The 17,529-nt window shown below is 73.6% G+C and carries 14 protein-coding genes; 3 read left to right on the top strand and 11 right to left on the bottom strand.

What is annotated here, in order from left to right; all coding sequences use genetic code 11:
• Nucleotides 1–137: 137 nt before the first annotated feature.
• From IE142_RS33195 to rimP, 8 genes are all read right to left on the bottom strand, one after another.
• Nucleotides 138–3,971: a trypsin-like peptidase domain-containing protein gene (locus tag IE142_RS33195; RefSeq protein ID WP_191889172.1), complete on the bottom strand. Its 3,834-nt coding sequence runs from the start codon at nucleotides 3,969–3,971 to the stop codon at nucleotides 138–140.
• A gap of 254 nt (nucleotides 3,972–4,225) precedes the next feature.
• Entirely contained in the window at nucleotides 4,226–5,131 is a 906-nt protein-coding gene (truB, locus tag IE142_RS33190; RefSeq protein ID WP_191889171.1) for a tRNA pseudouridine(55) synthase TruB, read from the bottom strand.
• Nucleotides 5,128–5,592 carry a 30S ribosome-binding factor RbfA gene (gene rbfA / locus IE142_RS33185; RefSeq protein WP_043379253.1) on the bottom strand — a complete coding sequence of 155 codons (465 nt, stop codon included), beginning with the start codon at nucleotides 5,590–5,592 and terminating at the stop codon, nucleotides 5,128–5,130. Before rbfA ends, truB begins: the two co-directional genes overlap by 4 nt.
• 39 nt (nucleotides 5,593–5,631) lie before the next feature.
• On the bottom strand, nucleotides 5,632–5,925 hold the full coding sequence (locus IE142_RS33180) for a DUF503 domain-containing protein (protein ID WP_043379255.1): 294 nt from the start codon (nucleotides 5,923–5,925) through the stop codon (nucleotides 5,632–5,634).
• 152 nt (nucleotides 5,926–6,077) lie between these two features.
• Entirely contained in the window at nucleotides 6,078–9,149 is a 3,072-nt protein-coding gene (gene infB / locus IE142_RS33175; RefSeq protein WP_191889170.1) for a translation initiation factor IF-2, read from the bottom strand.
• Between the two features lie 174 nt (nucleotides 9,150–9,323).
• Nucleotides 9,324–9,605, bottom strand: coding sequence for a YlxR family protein (locus IE142_RS33170; RefSeq protein WP_191889169.1), 282 nt, complete (start codon nucleotides 9,603–9,605; stop codon nucleotides 9,324–9,326).
• Between the two features lie 102 nt (nucleotides 9,606–9,707).
• Entirely contained in the window at nucleotides 9,708–10,718 is a 1,011-nt protein-coding gene (nusA, locus tag IE142_RS33165) for a transcription termination factor NusA (RefSeq protein ID WP_100047831.1), read from the bottom strand.
• A 2-nt stretch (nucleotides 10,719–10,720) separates the two neighbouring features.
• Entirely contained in the window at nucleotides 10,721–11,272 is a 552-nt protein-coding gene (gene rimP / locus IE142_RS33160; protein WP_191889168.1) for a ribosome maturation factor RimP, read from the bottom strand.
• Between the two features lie 252 nt (nucleotides 11,273–11,524).
• Between rimP and IE142_RS33155 the strand changes: the two genes are divergently transcribed.
• The 3 genes from IE142_RS33155 to IE142_RS33145 are packed head-to-tail and all read left to right on the top strand — an operon-like array spanning nucleotide 11,525 to nucleotide 13,488.
• Nucleotides 11,525–12,058 (top strand): hypothetical protein, encoded by a 534-nt coding sequence (locus tag IE142_RS33155; protein ID WP_191889167.1) that lies wholly within the window; start codon nucleotides 11,525–11,527, stop codon nucleotides 12,056–12,058.
• Nucleotides 12,055–12,546 (top strand): DUF4439 domain-containing protein, encoded by a 492-nt coding sequence (locus IE142_RS33150; RefSeq protein WP_100047828.1) that lies wholly within the window; start codon nucleotides 12,055–12,057, stop codon nucleotides 12,544–12,546. Before IE142_RS33155 ends, IE142_RS33150 begins: the two co-directional genes overlap by 4 nt.
• Before the next feature lie 39 nt (nucleotides 12,547–12,585).
• Nucleotides 12,586–13,488 carry an aminoglycoside phosphotransferase family protein gene (locus IE142_RS33145; protein ID WP_191889166.1) on the top strand — a complete coding sequence of 301 codons (903 nt, stop codon included), beginning with the start codon at nucleotides 12,586–12,588 and terminating at the stop codon, nucleotides 13,486–13,488.
• Between the two features lie 593 nt (nucleotides 13,489–14,081).
• Here IE142_RS33145 and IE142_RS33140 read toward each other — a convergent pair.
• The 3 genes from IE142_RS33140 to IE142_RS33130 all read right to left on the bottom strand — a co-directional run bounded on the left by IE142_RS33140 (nucleotide 14,082) and on the right by IE142_RS33130 (nucleotide 17,318).
• Nucleotides 14,082–15,785 (bottom strand): proline--tRNA ligase, encoded by a 1,704-nt coding sequence (locus IE142_RS33140; protein WP_191889165.1) that lies wholly within the window; start codon nucleotides 15,783–15,785, stop codon nucleotides 14,082–14,084.
• A 73-nt stretch (nucleotides 15,786–15,858) separates the two neighbouring features.
• Nucleotides 15,859–16,404, bottom strand: coding sequence for a GNAT family N-acetyltransferase (locus tag IE142_RS33135; RefSeq protein ID WP_043379279.1), 546 nt, complete (start codon nucleotides 16,402–16,404; stop codon nucleotides 15,859–15,861).
• Between the two features lie 65 nt (nucleotides 16,405–16,469).
• On the bottom strand, nucleotides 16,470–17,318 hold the full coding sequence (locus IE142_RS33130) for a GNAT family N-acetyltransferase (RefSeq protein ID WP_043379282.1): 849 nt from the start codon (nucleotides 17,316–17,318) through the stop codon (nucleotides 16,470–16,472).
• Nucleotides 17,319–17,529 lie beyond the last annotated feature (211 nt).

The following is a 17,529-nucleotide window of genomic DNA, read 5'->3' as shown; positions in this document are numbered from 1 at the left end:
AACTCGTCGGAGTCGATGCCTCTTACGCAGCTCTAAGAGTGCCATGCCACCCGTCTCGCGCCCGCATCGGCATGGGGGCTGTGACCGGGTGCACGCCGCGCGGTGCTGGCCGGGAGACGCCGTACGGGCCTGGGCGGTCACGCGGGGACCCGGGCGCCCGCCAGGCCCTCGATGGTGCGACGTGCGCTGGGGCCCACCAGCGCGGCCCAGTCCTCGGGTGCGTCGGCCAGCCAGTCGGTCACGCGAGCGGCGAAACCCGGCAGGTGCCGGGCCAGGTCGACCAGGCCCCGGTCGAAGCGGGTGGCGCCGGCCGGGGTGCGCACGAGGAGCCGGCCGGTGCGGTGGACCAGGGCGCGCTGGCCCTCGCCGCCGCACTGGGCGGCCGCGTGCAGCAACGCGTCGAGCACGGCCGGGGCCTGCTCGTGGGTCAGGAGGTGTTCGCGCAGCTCGTGGCGGAGCAGGCCGCGGACCGGGCTTCCGTCGGCGGCGAGAACTCCGGCGAGCGCGGCCCGCACCGGCTCCGGACCGGCGTCCAGCAGACCGGTGACCAGGGGGTGGAGCACGGCGCGGGCCGCCGGGTCGTCGTCGAGGCGCCGGTCGACGTAGGCGGCCACGTGCCCGGCGGTTTCGGGGCGCTCCGTGACGGCCTCCCCGACGAGTACGGCCACCCGGTGGGCCAACGCGGGTGTGGTGGCGTCGGCGAGTCTGCGCAGCGCCTCCCCGGCGTCGGGTCCGCGCAGCCTGGCCCGGAAGGCGTCGAGGACGGGCTCCGGGTGGGTCGGCAGGGCGGCGGCCACCGCGCTCGGCGGGAAGTACGGGTCGCCCGCCGCGAACCGGCCGAGGGCCCGCGCGAGGTGGCGGTCGCGGCTGCCGGGGTCCATGACGAGCAGGGCGAGGGCCCCGCCGTGCAGCGGTTCGTCGGCGGGACCGGCGAGCAGGAGCAGGGCCGTGTGGCGGAGCAGGGTGCGGTCGGCGCCGGTGCGGGCGTGCGGGGCGGTGCGCAGGCCGTGGGTGACTGCCGCCGCCCGCCGCTCCGGCCGCTCGTCGCGCGCCCAGCGTTCGACGGCCCGGCAGAGAGCGGAGGGCTCCTCCTCGGCCAGTACGGCGAGCAGTTCGTCGGCCCGCCGGTGCGTGCTGTCGGCGAGTGCCTCGGTGAGGGTGTCCAGGCCGCGGTGGCGGTGGGTGTGCAGCAGTGCCTGGGCTGCCGTGGCGACGGTGGCGTGCGGGGTCGCGGGGAGCGGCCGGTCGTCGTCGAACCAGCGGGCGAGGAGCGGTTGCACGGTCGCGGGGTCGGCGGCGAGCAGCCGGGCGACCGTGTCGAGGTGGCGGGGGCCGGGTTCGCGCGGGGGGCCGTCGGCGAGGACGAGGCGGCGCAGCAGGTCCAGGCGCGTGGCCTCAGGAAGTCGCAGGGCGGTCCAGAAGGCCGGCCCGAACTCCCCGTGAGCGCACGGTCCTTCGCCGCTCCGCTCAGCGATGCCGTCGGCGAGCAGCCGCAGCACGTCCGTGTACGGCGTGGCGTCGGGCACGCGCGTCAGCACCTCGGTGAGCAGCCGGGCGGCCCACCAGGAGTACGGGTCGGCGTCGAGGGCGTTCACCAGCTCCTCGAGGGTCAGGGCGAGTTGGGGGATGCCGTGCTGCCGGGCGAGGAGCAGCACGGCTTCGACGACGGGTCCGATGCGGTGGTGCGGCACGGGGAGGGCGGGCGCGTGCCGCGGGGTGCCGCCGCGGTGGACGAGGGCGCGCAGGGCCTCGTCCAGGTCGAGGTGGGTGCCTTGGATCCAGTCGGCGAGTTCCTCGTGGGCGAAGCGGTAGCCGTTGCCGACGGGTACGAGGAGGCCTTCGGCGAGGACGGCCGCCGCCCAGCCGGTGCAGCCGCCGAGCCGCGCCGGGGCCTGCCCCCACGGGAACACCGCCTCGAACGACTCCCGGTCCAGCTCGCCCTGTCCGGGGCCCAGGCTGCGCCGGGCCGCCTCGTGCACCTGTCCGGAGACCTTGGCCGCGAGCCGACGGCGTACGCCGGTGCCGTGCAGGCCGTTCTCCCGGGCCAGCCGGTCCGCGACGCGCAGGCAGACCAGGTCCAGGTAGGCCGTGAAGACCGCGTCCCGGTCGACGCGGACGGGAGGAGGCGCTCCGGGCATGGCCCGGTGGACCTCCGCGAGCAGGCGGAGGGTGAGGGGGTGCCGGGCGTCGGGGTCGGCGAGCGCGCCTTCCGGTACCCGGTAGCGTGCGTGCGCCTCACGGGCCTCCTCGTCCGACAGGTCGCCGAGGCGGACGCAGGGCGGGCTTCCCACACCGGCCGCCGCGGACGCGGGCTCGGGATGCTCCGCTTCGTGCGGCAGCTCGGGGGCGTGCGCCCCGTGCGGAAGCTCGGGGGGTTCCGTCCCGGAGGACGGCCCTGCGGCGGGTGCCCGCCACGCGGTGCGGTCGCTGTCGCCGAGGCGGTCGCCGACGCCGTCGCCGCCCGGCCCGATGCACGGCTGCGGTGTCACGTCCGGCCAGGAGCATCCGCCGCCGAGGACCGGCCCGGCCCACGGCGCGGCCGACGCGGACGTGCCCTCTGCGTACAACAGCTCCCGCGGGAACTCCGCCCCGGCCAGCTCCCAGTACTCGACTCGGCAGGCCACCACGAGCCGGGCCCCCGTCTCCGCCAGCCATGCCGCCGTGCCCTCGGTCCACTCGGGGAGGCGGTGGGCCAGGACGGGCGGCATCTCCTCGGGGCCGTCGAGGAGGAGCAGGAGGGGGCGCCCGGCGGTGTGCGCGAGGTGTGCCAGGCGCTCCGGGGTGATGTCGCCGAGACCGGCGGGGCGGGAGCGGGCGGAGGCGGCCACGATGCGGGCGGCCCGGGCCAGCGCCCTGCGGACCGCGTCCGCCACCGACATGTCGTCGTCCTGCAGATCGGCGCCGCGCAGCCACAGGGTGGGCGCCGGCTCCGTGCCCCGGGAGCGGCGGGCGGCGAGGGCGGCCAGCTCGGTCGTACGGCCGCTGCCGGGTGCGCCGACGAGCCCGAGGACCCGGGCACGGGCGCGGGGCTCGGTGAAGGCGTTGAACTCCCGGATCACGCCGGTGCGTTCGACCGGCTCCACCGGGCCGGCGCCGTTACAGGGCCCGCCGTCGGCCCTCGGGCCGTCGCTCCCGCCCACCCCGGCACGCGCGTCCGTCGCCCCACCCCCCGCCGGCGTCCCCGGTGGGCCGTCCTGCCCGACCTGGGTCGCCGTGAGGGCCAGTACGCCGGCCAGGTTGAGGTCGGCGCCGTAGGCCGGGACCGTCGCCGCGTTCTCGGCGAGCAGGTCGGCGAGGGGGCCGGGGGCGTGCGGCAGGGGGACGGCGAAGCCGACGTCGCTGTGTCCGGAGCTCAGCGCGGTGCCGATGACCCCGAGGACCGCGCCGGTCGTCGGGTCGAGCACCGGTCCGCCGGCCGCTCCGCCGCCCAGCCGCAGGGCGTCCCGGCCCGAGATGCCGACCGCCAGCTCCAGCGCGTCACGGACGCGGTGGAAGCGGTCGGTGGCCGCGTAGTGGACGTCGGTGGTGCCCAGCACCCGGGCCTCCCGCCAGCCGCCGGCGGCGATCCGGACGTACGCCCCGACCTCGACCCTGTTCCGCGTGGTGACGGGCAGCGGGGGCACGCCGAGCCCCCCGGCGCGGACGAGTGCCAGTCCGAGGGCGGGCAGCGGGGTGACGTCGGCGGCGGCCACGACGCGGCGGCGGTCGTCGGCTGTGCTCAGCACGAGCCGGGACAGGCCGTCGACCGCTTCGTGACCGGTGACGACCGTGCCGTGGTGGTCGGCGACGAAGCCGGTGCCGCGGGGGCGGCCGGCGAGGTCGTGGACGCGGACCAGGGCGTCGTCGGGCGGGTGTCCGGTCGACGGGGTCGCCCGCGCCGATGGTCCGTCGTGCGGGTCCCCGATGCCCTGCGCGGACCCCCGTACCACTCTGCCGCTTCCCGCCTCCCGGGACCGGTTCCGCGACCCCATCGTCGCACCTCCCCGCCGTACACCCGTGCTGTGTGTTCGACGGTAAGCGCCTGATGATCAGCGGGACAGGTCGCTTCACGAAAGCGCCCCCTTCCACTCCCCCAGTTCACTCCGAGCGCCTGCCCGGACGGGTGAACAGGCGGGGAGGGTTGGATACAACCTAGAGGGTGGGGGAACCGAGGGGGGCCGTGGAGCGGCGGCGGTGGAAGTCCCCGTGGTCGCCGCTCCACGGACAAGCCCTTCGGCGGACCGGCTCAGCCGAAGACGGCCAGGCTCTTGGCCTTGCCCTTCTGTTCCTCCACGAGCGCGAAGAAGCGGCCCTCCGGGTCGAAGACGGCGACGGCACCGGCGCCCGCGTACTCGTCGGGCATCTCCAGCCGCACGCCGTTGAGGAGGAGCCGGGCACGCCTGGTGTCCACCTTCCACTGCGGGAAGGCGGCACGGGCCGCGTCCGCGACGGGCATGACGGTCAACTCCTGCTGGAGCTGGTCCAGCGTCTTGGCGGCGTCCAGTTTGTAGGGGCCGACGCGGGTTCGGCGCAGCGCGGTGAGGTGGCCGCCGACGCCCAGGTCGGCGCCGAGGTCCCGGGCCAGGGCCCGGATGTAGGTGCCGGAGGAGCAGACCACCGAGACCACCAGATCGGTCACGGGGGTGCCGTCCTCGGCGACGGCGTCCCGGACGTCGTACACCGCGAAGGAGGAGACGGTGACGGGGCGGGCGGGGATCTCGAACTCCTCGCCCTCGCGCGCCCGCTTGTAGGAGCGCACGCCGTTGATCTTGATGGCGCTGACCTTGGACGGCACCTGCATGATGTCGCCGGTCAGCTTGGCGACGGCGGCGTCGACGGCGTCCCGGGTGACCTTCGAGGCGTCCAACGACCTCGTGATCTCGCCCTCGGCGTCGTCGGTCAGCGTCGTCTGCCCGAGCCTGATGGTGCCCAGGTACTCCTTCTCGGTGAGCGCGAGGTGCCCGAGGAGCTTGGTCGCCCGCTCCACACCGAGGACCAGGACGCCCGTCGCCATCGGGTCGAGCGTACCGGCGTGCCCGACGCGCCGGGTGCGGGCGATGCCCCGCATCTTGGCGACGACGTCGTGCGAGGTGAAGCCCGACGGCTTGTCGACGATGACAAGGCCGTCGGGCGTGGTGTGCTTCTCGGTCATTTAGCGGTGTCGTCCGTCTCGTCGGCCTCTTCGTCGTCCTCGCCCGGCTTGCGGTACGGGTCCGCCTCACCGGCGTACGCGGCGCCCGCGGAGGCTTCGCGCACCTTGGCGTCGGACTGGCGTGCCTTGTCGAGGAGGTCCTCGATGTTCCGGGCGGTGTCCGGGAGGGCGTCCATGACGAAGGCCAGGGTCGGCGTGAACTTCACGCCCGCCGCCTTGCCGACCTCGGAGCGCAGGATGCCCTTCGCGCTCTCCAGGCCGGCGGCCGCGGCCGCCCGCTCCTCTTCGTCCCCGTACACCGTGTAGAAGACGGTCGCCTCCCGCAGGTCACCCGTGACCCGGGTGTCCGTGATGGTGACGTGCGAGCCGAGCCGCGGGTCCTTGATCCCGCGCTGCAGCTTCTGGGCCACCACCTCTCGGATGAGGTCCGCCAGCCTTTTCGCCCGCGCGTTGTCGGCCACTGGTCCGTCTCCCGTTCTTTCTTCTCTGTGTTCTGTGGGTCAGTCGTCTTCGCCGTGGAAGCGCCGCCTGACGGACAGCAGTTCCACCTCGGGCCGGCCGGCCACCAGCCGTTCGCACCGGTCGAGTACGTCACTGAGGTGCCCGGCGTCGCCGGACACCATGGCCAGGCCGATCACGACCCGGCGATGGAGGTTCATGTGATCCACCTCCGCCGCGCTCACCGCGTACTTCCGCTGGAGCTCGGCGACGATCGGGCGGACGACGGAGCGCTTCTCCTTCAGCGAATGTACGTCGCCGAGGAGGAGGTCGAAGGACAGCGTCCCCACATACATGTGCAACCGGTTCACCCGCCGGTCCGGGATCGATGGCCCCGCCATCCACGGGCGGGGACATCAGAACCGTACAACGAACGGCCGGGGCCGATCGACGGATATTGCTCTCCGCCGACCGGCCCCGGACCGGACCGCCTCGGAAGTCGGGGTGCTTACACCCGCGGCTTCTCGCGCATCTCGTACGTCGCGATGACGTCGTCGACCTTGATGTCGTTGAAGTTCCCGAGGTTGATACCGCCCTCGAAGCCTTCCCGGATCTCGGTGACGTCGTCCTTGAAGCGACGCAGACCCTCGATGTTGAGGTTCTCCGCGATGACCTTGCCATCGCGCAGGAGGCGCGCCTTGGTGTTGCGCTTGACCTCGCCGGAGCGGATGAGGACACCCGCGATGTTGCCCAGCTTGGACGAGCGGAAGACCTCGCGGATCTCCGCCGTACCGAGCTCGACCTCTTCGTACTCCGGCTTGAGCATGCCCTTGAGGGCCGCCTCGATCTCCTCGATCGCCTGGTAGATGACCGAGTAGTACCGGACGTCCACACCCTCGCGCTCGGCCATCTGCTGCGCACGCCCGGCGGCGCGCACGTTGAAGCCGATCACGATGGCGTCGGAGCCCATCGCCAGGTCGATGTCGGACTCCGTGACCGCACCGACGCCGCGGTGCAGGACGCGGATGTCGACCTCTTCGCCGACGTCCAGCTGGAGCAGCGAGGACTCGAGGGCCTCGACCGAACCGGAAGCGTCACCCTTGATGATCAGGTTCAGCTGCTGGACCTCGCCGGCCTTGAGCACCTTGTCCAGGTCCTCCAGCGACACGCGGCGCGTGCGCTTGGCGAACGCGGCGTTGCGCTCACGGGCGGCGCGCTTCTCCGCGATCTGGCGGGCCGTACGGTCCTCCTCGACCACGATGAAGTTGTCACCGGCGCCCGGGACGTTGGTCAGGCCCAGGACCTGGACCGGAGTCGACGGACCGGCCTCGGCGACGTTGTTGCCGTTGTCGTCGAGCATGGCGCGGACGCGGCCGTAGGCGTCGCCCACCACCATCGTGTCGCCGACCCGCAGGGTGCCTCGCTGGACGAGGACCGTCGCCACGGCACCGCGGCCGCGGTCGAGACGGGACTCGATCGAGATGCCCTGCGCGTCCTGGTTCGGGTTGGCCCGCAGGTCGAGCGAGGCGTCCGCGGTGAGGACCACGGCCTCCAGCAGGGAGTCGATGTTCAGACCCTGCTTGGCGGAGATGTCGACGAACATGGTGTCGCCGCCGTACTCCTCGGCCACCAGGCCGTACTCGGTCAGCTGACCGCGCACCTTGGTCGGGTCGGCGCCCTCGACGTCGATCTTGTTGACCGCGACGACGATCGGGACCTCGGCCGCCTTGGCGTGGTTGAGCGCCTCGACCGTCTGCGGCATGACGCCGTCGTTGGCCGCGACGACCAGGATCGCGATGTCGGTCGACCGAGCACCACGGGCACGCATGGCGGTGAACGCCTCGTGACCCGGGGTGTCGATGAAGGTGATCTTGCGCTCTTCTTCGTTGACCTCGGTCGCGACCTGGTAGGCACCGATGTGCTGGGTGATGCCGCCGGCCTCGCCCGCGATGACGTTCGTCTTGCGGATGGCGTCGAGCAGTCGGGTCTTACCGTGGTCGACGTGACCCATGACGGTCACGACCGGCGGACGGACGACCAGGTCCTCCTCGGAGCCCTCGTCCTCGCCGAACTCCAGGTCGAAGGACTCGAGCAGCTCGCGGTCCTCCTCCTCCGGGCTGACGATCTGAACCGTGTAGTTCATCTCGTCCGCGAGGAGCTGGAGCGTCTCGTCGGAGACGGACTGGGTCGCGGTGACCATCTCGCCGAGGTTCATCATGACCGCGACGAGCGACGCCGGGTTGGCGTTGATCTTCTCCGCGAAGTCGGTGAGCGAAGCACCGCGCGACAGGCGAATGGTCTCGCCGTTGCCGCGAGGCAGCATCACGCCGCCGACCGACGGGGCCTGCATGGCCTCGTACTCCTGGCGCCTCTGCCGCTTCGACTTGCGACCGCGACGCGCGGGACCGCCGGGACGACCGAAGGCACCCTGCGTGCCACCGCGGCCGCCGGGACGGCCGCCGAAGCCGGGACGGCCACCGCCGCCACCGAAGCCGCCGCCACCGCCGGGACGACCGGCGAAACCGCCGCCGCCACCGGGACGACCGCCGCCACCGCCGCCGGGACGACCGGCGAAGCCGCCGCCGCCCGGACGACCGCCGCCGCCGCCGGGACGACCGGCACCGCCGGGACCGCGACCGCCACCACCGGGGCCGGGACGCGGACCGGCAGCGGGACGCTGCGGCATCATGCCGGGGTTCGGACGCGGACCGCCGCCGGGACGGGGACCGGCGCCGCCGCCCTGCGGACGCGGCATCGAGCCCGGGCTCGGACGGTTGCCGCCCGGAGCCTGGGGACGGGGACCGCCGCCGCCCTGGCCGGGGGCCTGCGGACGGGGACCGGCGCCGGGGGCACCGGGACCGCCCGGACGCGGACCGCCCTGCGGACGGGGCGCCTGCGGGCGCGCCATGCCGGCGTTGCCGCCGGACGTGAAGGGGTTGTTGCCCGGACGCGGACCGCCGGGACGGCCGCCGGAACGCTGGCCCGGGGCGCCGGGACGCTGGCCACCGGGACGGCCCTGGCCGCCCTGCTGACCCCGGTCCTGACCCGGACCGGACGGACGGGCGCCGCCGGGCTTGGGGGCACCGGGACGCGCGCCACCGGGCTTCGGACCGGCCGGAGCCTGGGACGAAGCGGCCGGCGCCGACGGCGGAGCGGTGAATTCCGGGGCGGCCGGGGCCGGACGCGGAGCGGGCTTGGGGCCCGGCGTGGGGCGCGGACCCTGGGACGGCGCCGGCGCGGGGGCCGACGGAGCCTCGGGCTGCTGGGCGGCCGGGGGCTTGGGAGCCGCCGGTGCCGCCGGAGCCGCGGGACCCGGACGGGGCGCAGCCGGGCGGGCCGCCTGCGCCGGGGAGGGCGCCGACGGCCTGGGGGCAGCCTTCTTCGGCGCCGCGGGACGACCGGCGGACCGGCCGTTGCCGCCACCCTGCTGGAAGGCGTCTGTCAGCTTGCGTACTACGGGCGCTTCGATCGTCGAAGACGCCGAACGGACGAATTCACCGAGTTCCTGGAGCTTGGCCATGACGACCTTGCTCTCCACACCGAACTCCTTGGCGAGTTCGTATACCCGGACCTTAGCCACTTCGCTCCTCTGAGGTCCGGGTTGCGTCCGGACCGTCGCTAGTTCATGGGCGTACTCATCGCGTACTCATCGAGTGCTCATCGCAATCTCGACCTGCTTTCGACTCGCGAGGTACCAGTCCGCACGGGGTTCCGTGCGGCACGTCTTCCTTAGCACGTTGCCTACATGCTGCTGTCAGCAACCTTGTGCCTGCTCGACGTAGCGGCGCAACGCCTTTACGTCGAGCGGACCCGGGACGCGGAGCGCCCGCGGGAACGCCTTGCGGCGCACTGCCTGGTCGACACAGACCGGCACGGGGTGCACGTACGCACCCCGGCCGGGCAGCGTACCGCGCGGATCGGGGGCACATTCACCCTCGACCGCCACGGTGCGCAGCAGCTCGCTCTTGACCGATCGCTCCCGGCACCCCACGCAGGTGCGCTCAGGGCGTGCTCGGGTACGTGTCCGGCCAGACACTCCTAAGTCTACCTCCCCGGACCGACCTCACCCCATTGGGGCAAGAATCGAACACACGCCGCACACAAGACTGTCGTGATCTCAGCGTCGTGCGGCTTGGATCTATTCCCCGTGCCCGCCGGACGACTGGTCCGAGGGCTGCTCGGTGTCCGGGCGGATGTCGATCCGCCAGCCGGTCAGCCGGGCCGCGAGGCGGGCGTTCTGGCCCTCCTTGCCGATGGCCAGCGACAGCTGGTAGTCCGGCACGATCACGCGGGCCGAGCGGGCCGCCAGGTCCACGACCTCCACCTTGGAGACGCGGGCCGGAGAGAGCGCGTTCGCCACCATCTCGGCCGGGTCGTCCGACCAGTCGACAATGTCGATCTTCTCGCCGTTCAGCTCCCCCATGACGTTGCGCACCCGGCCGCCCATCGGGCCGATGCAGGCGCCCTTGGCGTTCAGCCCCGAGCGGGTGGAGCGCACGGCGATCTTGGTGCGGTGACCGGCCTCGCGGGCGATCGCGGAGATCTCCACCGAACCGTCGGCGATCTCGGGCACTTCCAGGGCGAAGAGCTTCTTCACCAGGTTGGGGTGCGTGCGGGACAGCGTGACGGACGGGCCGCGCACGCCCTTGGCGACGCGGACGACGTACGAACGCAGCCGCGTGCCGTGCGGGTAGGTCTCGCCGGGCACCTGCTCCTGCACCGGCAGGATGGCCTCCAGCTTGCCGATGTCGACCAGCACGTTCTTCGGGTCGCGGCCCTGCTGGACGACGCCGGTGACGATGTCGCCCTCGCGGCCGGCGTACTCACCGAGCGTCGCGTCGTCCTCGGCGTCGCGCAGCCGCTGCAGGATGACCTGCTTGGCGGTGGTGGCGGCGATGCGGCCGAAGTCGGACGGGGTGTCGTCGAACTCGCGGGGCGCCTGGCCCTCCTCGAGGTCGTCGGGGTCCTCCTTCGCCCACACGGTCACATGTCCGGTGTCCCGGTTGAGTTCCACGCGCGCGTGCCGACGGCTTCCCTCGGTGCGGTGGTAGGCGATGAGGAGGGCCGACTCGATCGCCTCGACCAGCAGGTCGAAGGAGATCTCCTTCTCCCGGACCAAACCCCGCAGGGCGCTCATGTCGATGTCCACGGCTACGCCTCCTCCTCTTCCGTTGTGTTCATGCTGTTGTTCTTGCTGTTGTTCCCGGAGGCCGTGTCGCCGCCGTCGTCCTTGCGGTTGAACTCGACCTGGACGCGTGCCTTGTCGATGTCGCCGAAGGCGATTCGGCGGGTGGTGGCCTTGCGCCCCTTGACTCCGGGGACCTCGACGTCGAGTCCCTCGTCGTCGACGCCCAGGATGCGGGCGACGAGCTCGCCGCCCTCGTGGAGCTGGAACCGCACCATGCGGTGCGTGGCGCGCACGAAGTGGCGGTGCTCGGTGAGGGAGCGCTCGGCGCCCGGGGTGCCGACCTCCAGGGTGTACTCCCCGCTGCCCATCGCGTCGGTCTCGTCGAGCTTCGCCGAGAGCGCGCGGCTCACATCGGCGATCCGGTCCAGGTCGGCACCGGTGTCGGAGTCGACGACCACACGCAGCACGCGCTTGCGGCCGACCGAGTCCACCGCGATCTCCTCGAGGTCCAGTCCCTGGGAGGCGACGAGCGGCTCGAGCAGCTCTCGCAGCCTGTCGCTCTGGGTGGTGCTCATCCGGGTGACTCCTCGGCCGCGTGTGCTGTTGTGGGACGGTGCTCGTGTCTGGTCAAAGGGTATCCGGTCCCGGAGGGTGTTGCCGTCCACCCCGGCTCGGCGGTGCCGATGGGTGGTGCCCGGCCGGGGCCCGGGTACCGTGATCACGGGCAGGCCGCACCGCGGGTTCCCGTTCGCGCCGCCCGCCGCTCCGCCGCCGTTTTGCTCCGCTGTCGCCTCCGTATCCGTACGAGCCCGTCGAGGACGTCTGCCGTGTCGCTTCCCGCATCGCCGCGCCTGCCCTCGGGGCCGCGCAGAAGGAGCCTGCTCGCGTCGGCCGCCGGGGCCGCGCTGCTCGTCGGCTGTTCCGGCGGCTCCGAATCCGGTGACCAGGGCGGCGGTCCGTCCGCGGCGAAGCGGGCACGCGCGCGTGCGGCGCGGGACAGCGAGTCGCTGGCCGGGCGGTACACGGCGGTGATCGCCGCACATCCGGGGCTGGCGGAGCGGCTGCGGCCGCTGCGGGAGGAGGTCGTGCGGCACGCGGAGGCGTTCGGTGCCGTGCGGGCGTCCTCCCCGGACGCGTCGCCCTCGGTGTCCGCGCGGGCCGCGGGGCCGGAGGACGGCTCCGGTGCCGTGCCCGCGAGCGAGAGGGACGCCCTGGCCCTGCTCGCCGCCGCCGAACGAGAGCTGACCGACCGGCGGACCGGGGCGCTGGCGGAGGTGCCGGGCGAGCTGGCGCGGCTGCTCGCCTCGGTGGCGGCGGCCGGGGCGGCGCACGTGTATCTGCTGACGGAGGGTGACGGGTGAGCGAGGCTGAGGACCGGGAACTGGACGCCCTCCAGGCGGCGCTGGCGGCGGAGCACGCGGCCGTGTACGGCTACGGGGTCGTCGGCGGGCGCGTCGGCGAGGAACGGCGCGGCGAGGCTCGGACGGCGTACGACGCCCACCGGGCGCGACGGGACGCCTTGGCGCGCGACGTGTCCGATCTCGGCGCGAAGCCGGTCGCGGCGGCGGCCGGATACGCGCTGCCCTTCGAGGTGCCGGACTCCGCGTCGGCGGTGCGGCTGGCGGCGGAGCTGGAGGACCGGGTGGCCGGTGTCTACTCCGACCTGGTGCGGGCCGCCGACGGCGACCGGCGCGCGGCTGCGGCCGGGGCGCTGCGCGAGGCGGCGGTCCGGGCGGTGCGCTGGCGGGGCGGGAGCGTAGCCTTCCCTGGGCTCGCCGAGCGGGCCGGTTCGTCGGCCGGGCAGGGGCCGGCCTCGGGAACCTCGGCCTCGGCGACACCGACTGCGTAACACGTACGGCTGCCCGTACGGGAAGGGAACGGCTCGCGCATGGCTTTCGAACCGCCGCGGCGTCTGGTCAGGGCGCTCGGTGAGACGGCACCGGACGGTGACGACTGGTTGGAGAAGCTGCCCGCGGCGGCCGAGCGGGCCGTGGAGCTGCGCGAGCTGACCGTGGAGCGGGTGCAGGTGCCCGGCGGGCGCAGCAGCCTGGTCGTCCTGGTGCGCAGGTCGGACGGGACGCCGGCCGTGCTGAAGCTGGCCCCGCGCCGGGCGCGGCCGGAGAGCGAGCGGGCCGCGCTCGCCCACTGGAACGGGCTGGGCGCCGTGCAGTTGCTCGACGAGCCGGACGGTACGGAGGGCGTGCTGCTGCTGGAGCGGCTGCATCCGGACGTATCGGTGCGGTCGTTGCCCGAGTCGAAGGCGCTGCTGGAGGCCGCGGGGACGCTGCGCCGGCTGTGGGTGGAGCCGCCCACCGGTCATCCCTTCGAGACCGTGGCGGAGCGGACCGGGCGGCAGGCGGAGACGATGCGGGCGGGCGCGGTGACCGACCCGGAGGTGGCGCCGCTGGTCGACGCGGCGGTCGCGGTGCGCGGGGAGTTGCTGGCCGGGGTTCCTGAGGAGCGGCTTCTGCACGGCACGTTCCGGCAGAGCAAGGTTCTCGCCGGGGACCGGATGCCGTGGCTGGCCGTGGGGCCCGACCCGGTGGTCGGCGAGAGCGCCTTCGATCTGGCGCGGCTGGTGCGGGACCGGGTGGAGGACCTCGTCGCGCAGCCCTCGGGGGCCTCGACGACCCGGCGCCGGATCAAGCGGCTCGCGGAGTCACTGGAGGTGGATCAGGAGCGGCTGCGGGGGTGGACGCTGTTCCGGGCCGTGGAGTCGGGGGTGCGGGCCCGGCGGGTGGGGCGGGAGCAGGACGCGGAGTTGTTGTTGGAGTTCGCGGGCTGGCTGTGAGGGGTGCCTCCGGCGGTTGAGCGGGGTGCCTGCGGCGGCCTGTGCGGGTCCGGTGGGAGTGCGGGTAGCGTCGGTTCGGTGGTGGGTCGGGGCCGCGCCGAGGGGTGTCCGTCCTCGGAAACGGCGCGGAATCGGTCGGTTACGGGGGCGAACGGCGCGGACGCGCCAACCGCTGCGGGCGGACACCCCCGTCACGTCCCAATCCCGCCGTACGCGGCTGTCTCGTCCACGCGGGTGCGCGACCGACCGGCCCCCGCGCCGCCCCGGCGGGTGCGGGCCGACGCCTGCCGCCCCAGCGGCGGGTGCCGCCGCACCCGCGCAGCTGCGGGCAGTCGTGCCTCCCCCAGTGCCTGAACGGCCTGGGAGGTGCCCCCTCAGGGGCGGCACGGGTGGGCGGTGGGGGCCCCTCCCGCGCGAGCGAAGCCGAGCGTGGGGGCGAAGCCGAGCGTGGGGGAGGTACCCCGCAATGCCGGGCCGCGACACCCGCTCCCGCGCCCACACCCACGCCGGGTGCGCAGGGAGGCGCCGGGCCTCGCGCCTCGGGTGCGACGCGCCAGTGGGGGTGAGCGTCGCCCACCCCCGGGGCGGGCAGGTCAGTTGGTGAGGCGGGTGATGGCCTCTTCGACCGTTACTTCCTCGCGCTCGCCGGTGCGGCGGTCCTTCAGCTCGACCACGCCCTCGGCGGAACGACGGCCGGCGACCAGGATCTGCGGGACGCCGATCAGCTCGGCATCGGTGAACTTGACGCCCGGGGAGACGCCCGCGCGGTCGTCCACCAGGACGCGGACGCCGGCGGCGGACAGCTTCTCGGAGACCTCCAGGGCCAGCTCGGTCTGCAGGGCCTTGCCGGCGGCGACGACGTGGACGTCGGCCGGGGCGACCTCCTTGGACCAGACGAGGCCCTTCTCGTCGGCGTGCTGCTCGGCGAGGGCGGCCACCGCGCGGGAGACGCCGATGCCGTAGGAGCCCATGGTGACGCGGGCAGGCTTGCCGTTCTGGCCGAGGACGTCGAGCTTGAGGGCGTCGGTGTACTTGCGGCCCAACTGGAAGATGTGGCCGATCTCGATGGCGCGGTCCAGCTTGAGGCCGGTGCCGCACTTCGGGCAGGGGTCGCCCTCGCGGACGACCACGACGTCGACGTACGCGTCGACCTCGAAGTCGCGGCCGGCGACGACGTTCTTGGCGTGCGTGTGCTCCTTGTTGGCACCCGTGATCCAGGCGGTGCCCGGCGCCACGCGGGGGTCGGCGATGTACTTGACCTTCTCGCCGAGGCCCTGGGGGCCGACGTAGCCGCGGACCAGGTCGGGGCGGCCGGCGAAGTCCTCGGCGGTGACCAGTTCGACGGCGGCCGGGGCGAAGTGGGCCTCGACCTTGTCCATGTCGACCTCGCGGTCGCCGGGGACGCCCACGGCGACGATTTCGCCGTCCACCTTGACCAGGAGGTTCTTCAGGGTGGCGGAGGCCGGGACGCCGAGGGAGGCGGCCAGGGTCTCGATGGTCGGGGTGTCGGGGGTCGGGATGTCCTCGGCGGCGGGTGCGTCGGTCGCGTCCACCGGCGTCAGCGCGTAGGTGATCGCCTCGGTGTTGGCGGCGAAGTCGCAGTTCGGGCAGTCCGCGAAGGTGTCCTCGCCGGCCTCGGCGGGGGCCAGGAACTCCTCGGACTTGGAGCCGCCCATCGCGCCGGCGGTCGCGGCGCAGATGCGGTAGTCGAGGCCCAGGCGCTCGAAGATGCGCTGGTAGGCGGCGCGGTGCAGGGCGTAGGACTCGGCGAGGCCCTCGTCGGCGACGTCGAAGGAGTAGGAGTCCTTCATCAGGAACTCGCGGCCGCGCAGGATGCCGGCCCGGGGGCGGGCCTCGTCGCGGTACTTGTTCTGGATCTGGTAGAGGATGACGGGCAGGTCCTTGTAGGAGGACACCTGGTCCTTCACCAGGAGGGTGAAGATCTCCTCGTGGGTGGGGCCGAGGAGGTAGTCGCCGCCCCTGCGGTCCTGGAGCCGGAAGAGTTCGGGACCGTACTCCTCCCAGCGGCCGGTGGCCTCGTACGGCTCGCGCGGCAGCAGGGCGGGGAGCTGGACCTCCTGGGCGCCGATGGCGTCCATCTCCTCGCGGACGATGCGCTCGACGTTGCCGAGGACCTTCTTGCCGAGCGGCAGCCAGCTCCACAGACCGGCGGCGGTGCGGCGCACGTACCCGGCGCGGACCAGCAGTTTGTGGCTGAGGACCTCGGCGTCCGCCGGGTCGTCGCGCAGCGTCTTCGCCATCAACTTCGACATGCGCTGGACCTGTGCGTTGGCCATGGTTCTCGTGTCTCCTGCTGCGTAAGGGTGGTGCTAGGAGGTTAGCCGGGTGGTCCGGTGCGGTGGAAATCGGTTATCGACCGGCCGGTGACCGCCTGCGCAGCGGGAGCGGGGCCCCCATCACCGCGTACGGCTTGGGGGCGCTGGGGAAGAGGACCCGGCGGGCGAGGTCCTGGTAGCCGAGGGAGCGGTAGAGGCCGCGGGCCGGGCTCTCGGTGTCGATCGCGGAGAGGATCGAGCGGGGCTGGGCGGCGGCGTCGGTGATCGTGGTGATCAGGGAGCGGCCCAGGCCGTGCTTCTGGTGGGCCGGATGGACGTGGAGTTCGGTGATGACGAAGGCGTCGTCGAGCCAGGCGTCGTTGCCCTGGGCGCGGAGGTAGGGCTCGACGACGGTGGACCACCAGTGGGAGCGGTCGTTGGGCATGCCGTAGACGAAGCCGACGAGGTCGCCGTCGGCGGTGGCGCCGAGAGCTCGGGCCCCGGGGTAGGTCATGTGACGCAGGACGATCTGGCGCCGGACGGCGACCTCGTCGGGGCCGAGTCCGAAGGCGGCGGCCTGGACGGCCAGGGCCTCGTCGACGTGGGCGGAGAGGTCCAGCGGGCCGATCACGACGTCCATGGCGGGGAGCCTACAGGGGCCTTTCGGTGGTGTGCCCGGTCCCCCGCGCCTCGGGGGCGACGGCTTCAGAACAGCACGCTCATGAAGGCGCCCACCTCTTGGAAGCCCACCCTTCGGTACGTGCGTCGGGCCGCCGTGTTGAAGTCGTTGACGTACAGGCTCACCACGGGGGCGACGTCCGCCAAGGCGTAGCGCAGCACCGCCGCCATGCCCGGTGCCGCGAGGCCCCTGCCCCGGTACTCGGGGGCCACCCACACGCCCTGGATCTGGCAGGCGTGGTCGGTGGCGGCGCCGATCTCGGCCTTGAAGACGACCTTGCCGTCGGTGTCGAAGCGGGCGAAGGAGCGGCCGGAGCCGACGAGTTCGGCGACCCGGGCCTGGTAGAGGAGGCCGCCGTCGCCGGCCAGCGGGGAGATGCCGACCTCCTCGGTGAACATCGCCACGCAGGCCGGCATGATCCGCTCCATCTCGTCCTTGCGGACGCGGCGGACGTACGGGTCGGGGGCGATGTCGGCGGGGAGGTGGTCGGCGACCATGAGGGGCTGGTGGGCGCGGACCTCGCGAGCGGGGCCCCAGCCGGGTTCGAGGAGCCGCCACAGCTGGGCGGTGGTGTCGGCGGGGCCGACGATGGAGGAACAGCGGCGGCCGGCCCGCCGGGCGCGGTCGGCGAAGGCGCGGACGGCGCGCGGGGTGGCGCAGATGGGGACGAGGTTGGCGCCCGCGTAGCACAGGGACGTCAGCATGCCGTGCTCGTACCAGCCCCACATCTCGCCGCCGAGACGCCACGGGTCGAGGCCGGCGATCTGCACCCGGGCGGTCACGAAGGCGTTCGCGACCGGCTCACGGTCGAGGACGGCGAGCGCGGCGTCCAGGTCGCTCGGTTCGAGCACGCGGGAGGTGGTCTGCGTCAACACGTGCGGGGGCCTCACCCTGAGATCTGCTGGTCTCCGCACTGTACCTGCCACGAATATGCCGCGCCGCCCCCCGGGGCGACGCGGCAGGAGCGGAGGTGGATCAGCCCGCGACGGACACCGAGGGCTCGCCGGAGGTCACGCCGTCGGCCTCCATCTGCTCGGCGATCTTCATGGCCTCCTCGATGAGGGTCTCCACGATCTTGGACTCGGG

The organism is Streptomyces mutabilis (assembly GCF_014649815.1).
GTDB classification, from domain to species: domain Bacteria; phylum Actinomycetota; class Actinomycetes; order Streptomycetales; family Streptomycetaceae; genus Streptomyces; species Streptomyces mutabilis.
Note: the sequence above shows the minus strand (reverse complement) of the source record. Positions and strands in the feature narration are given on the sequence as shown.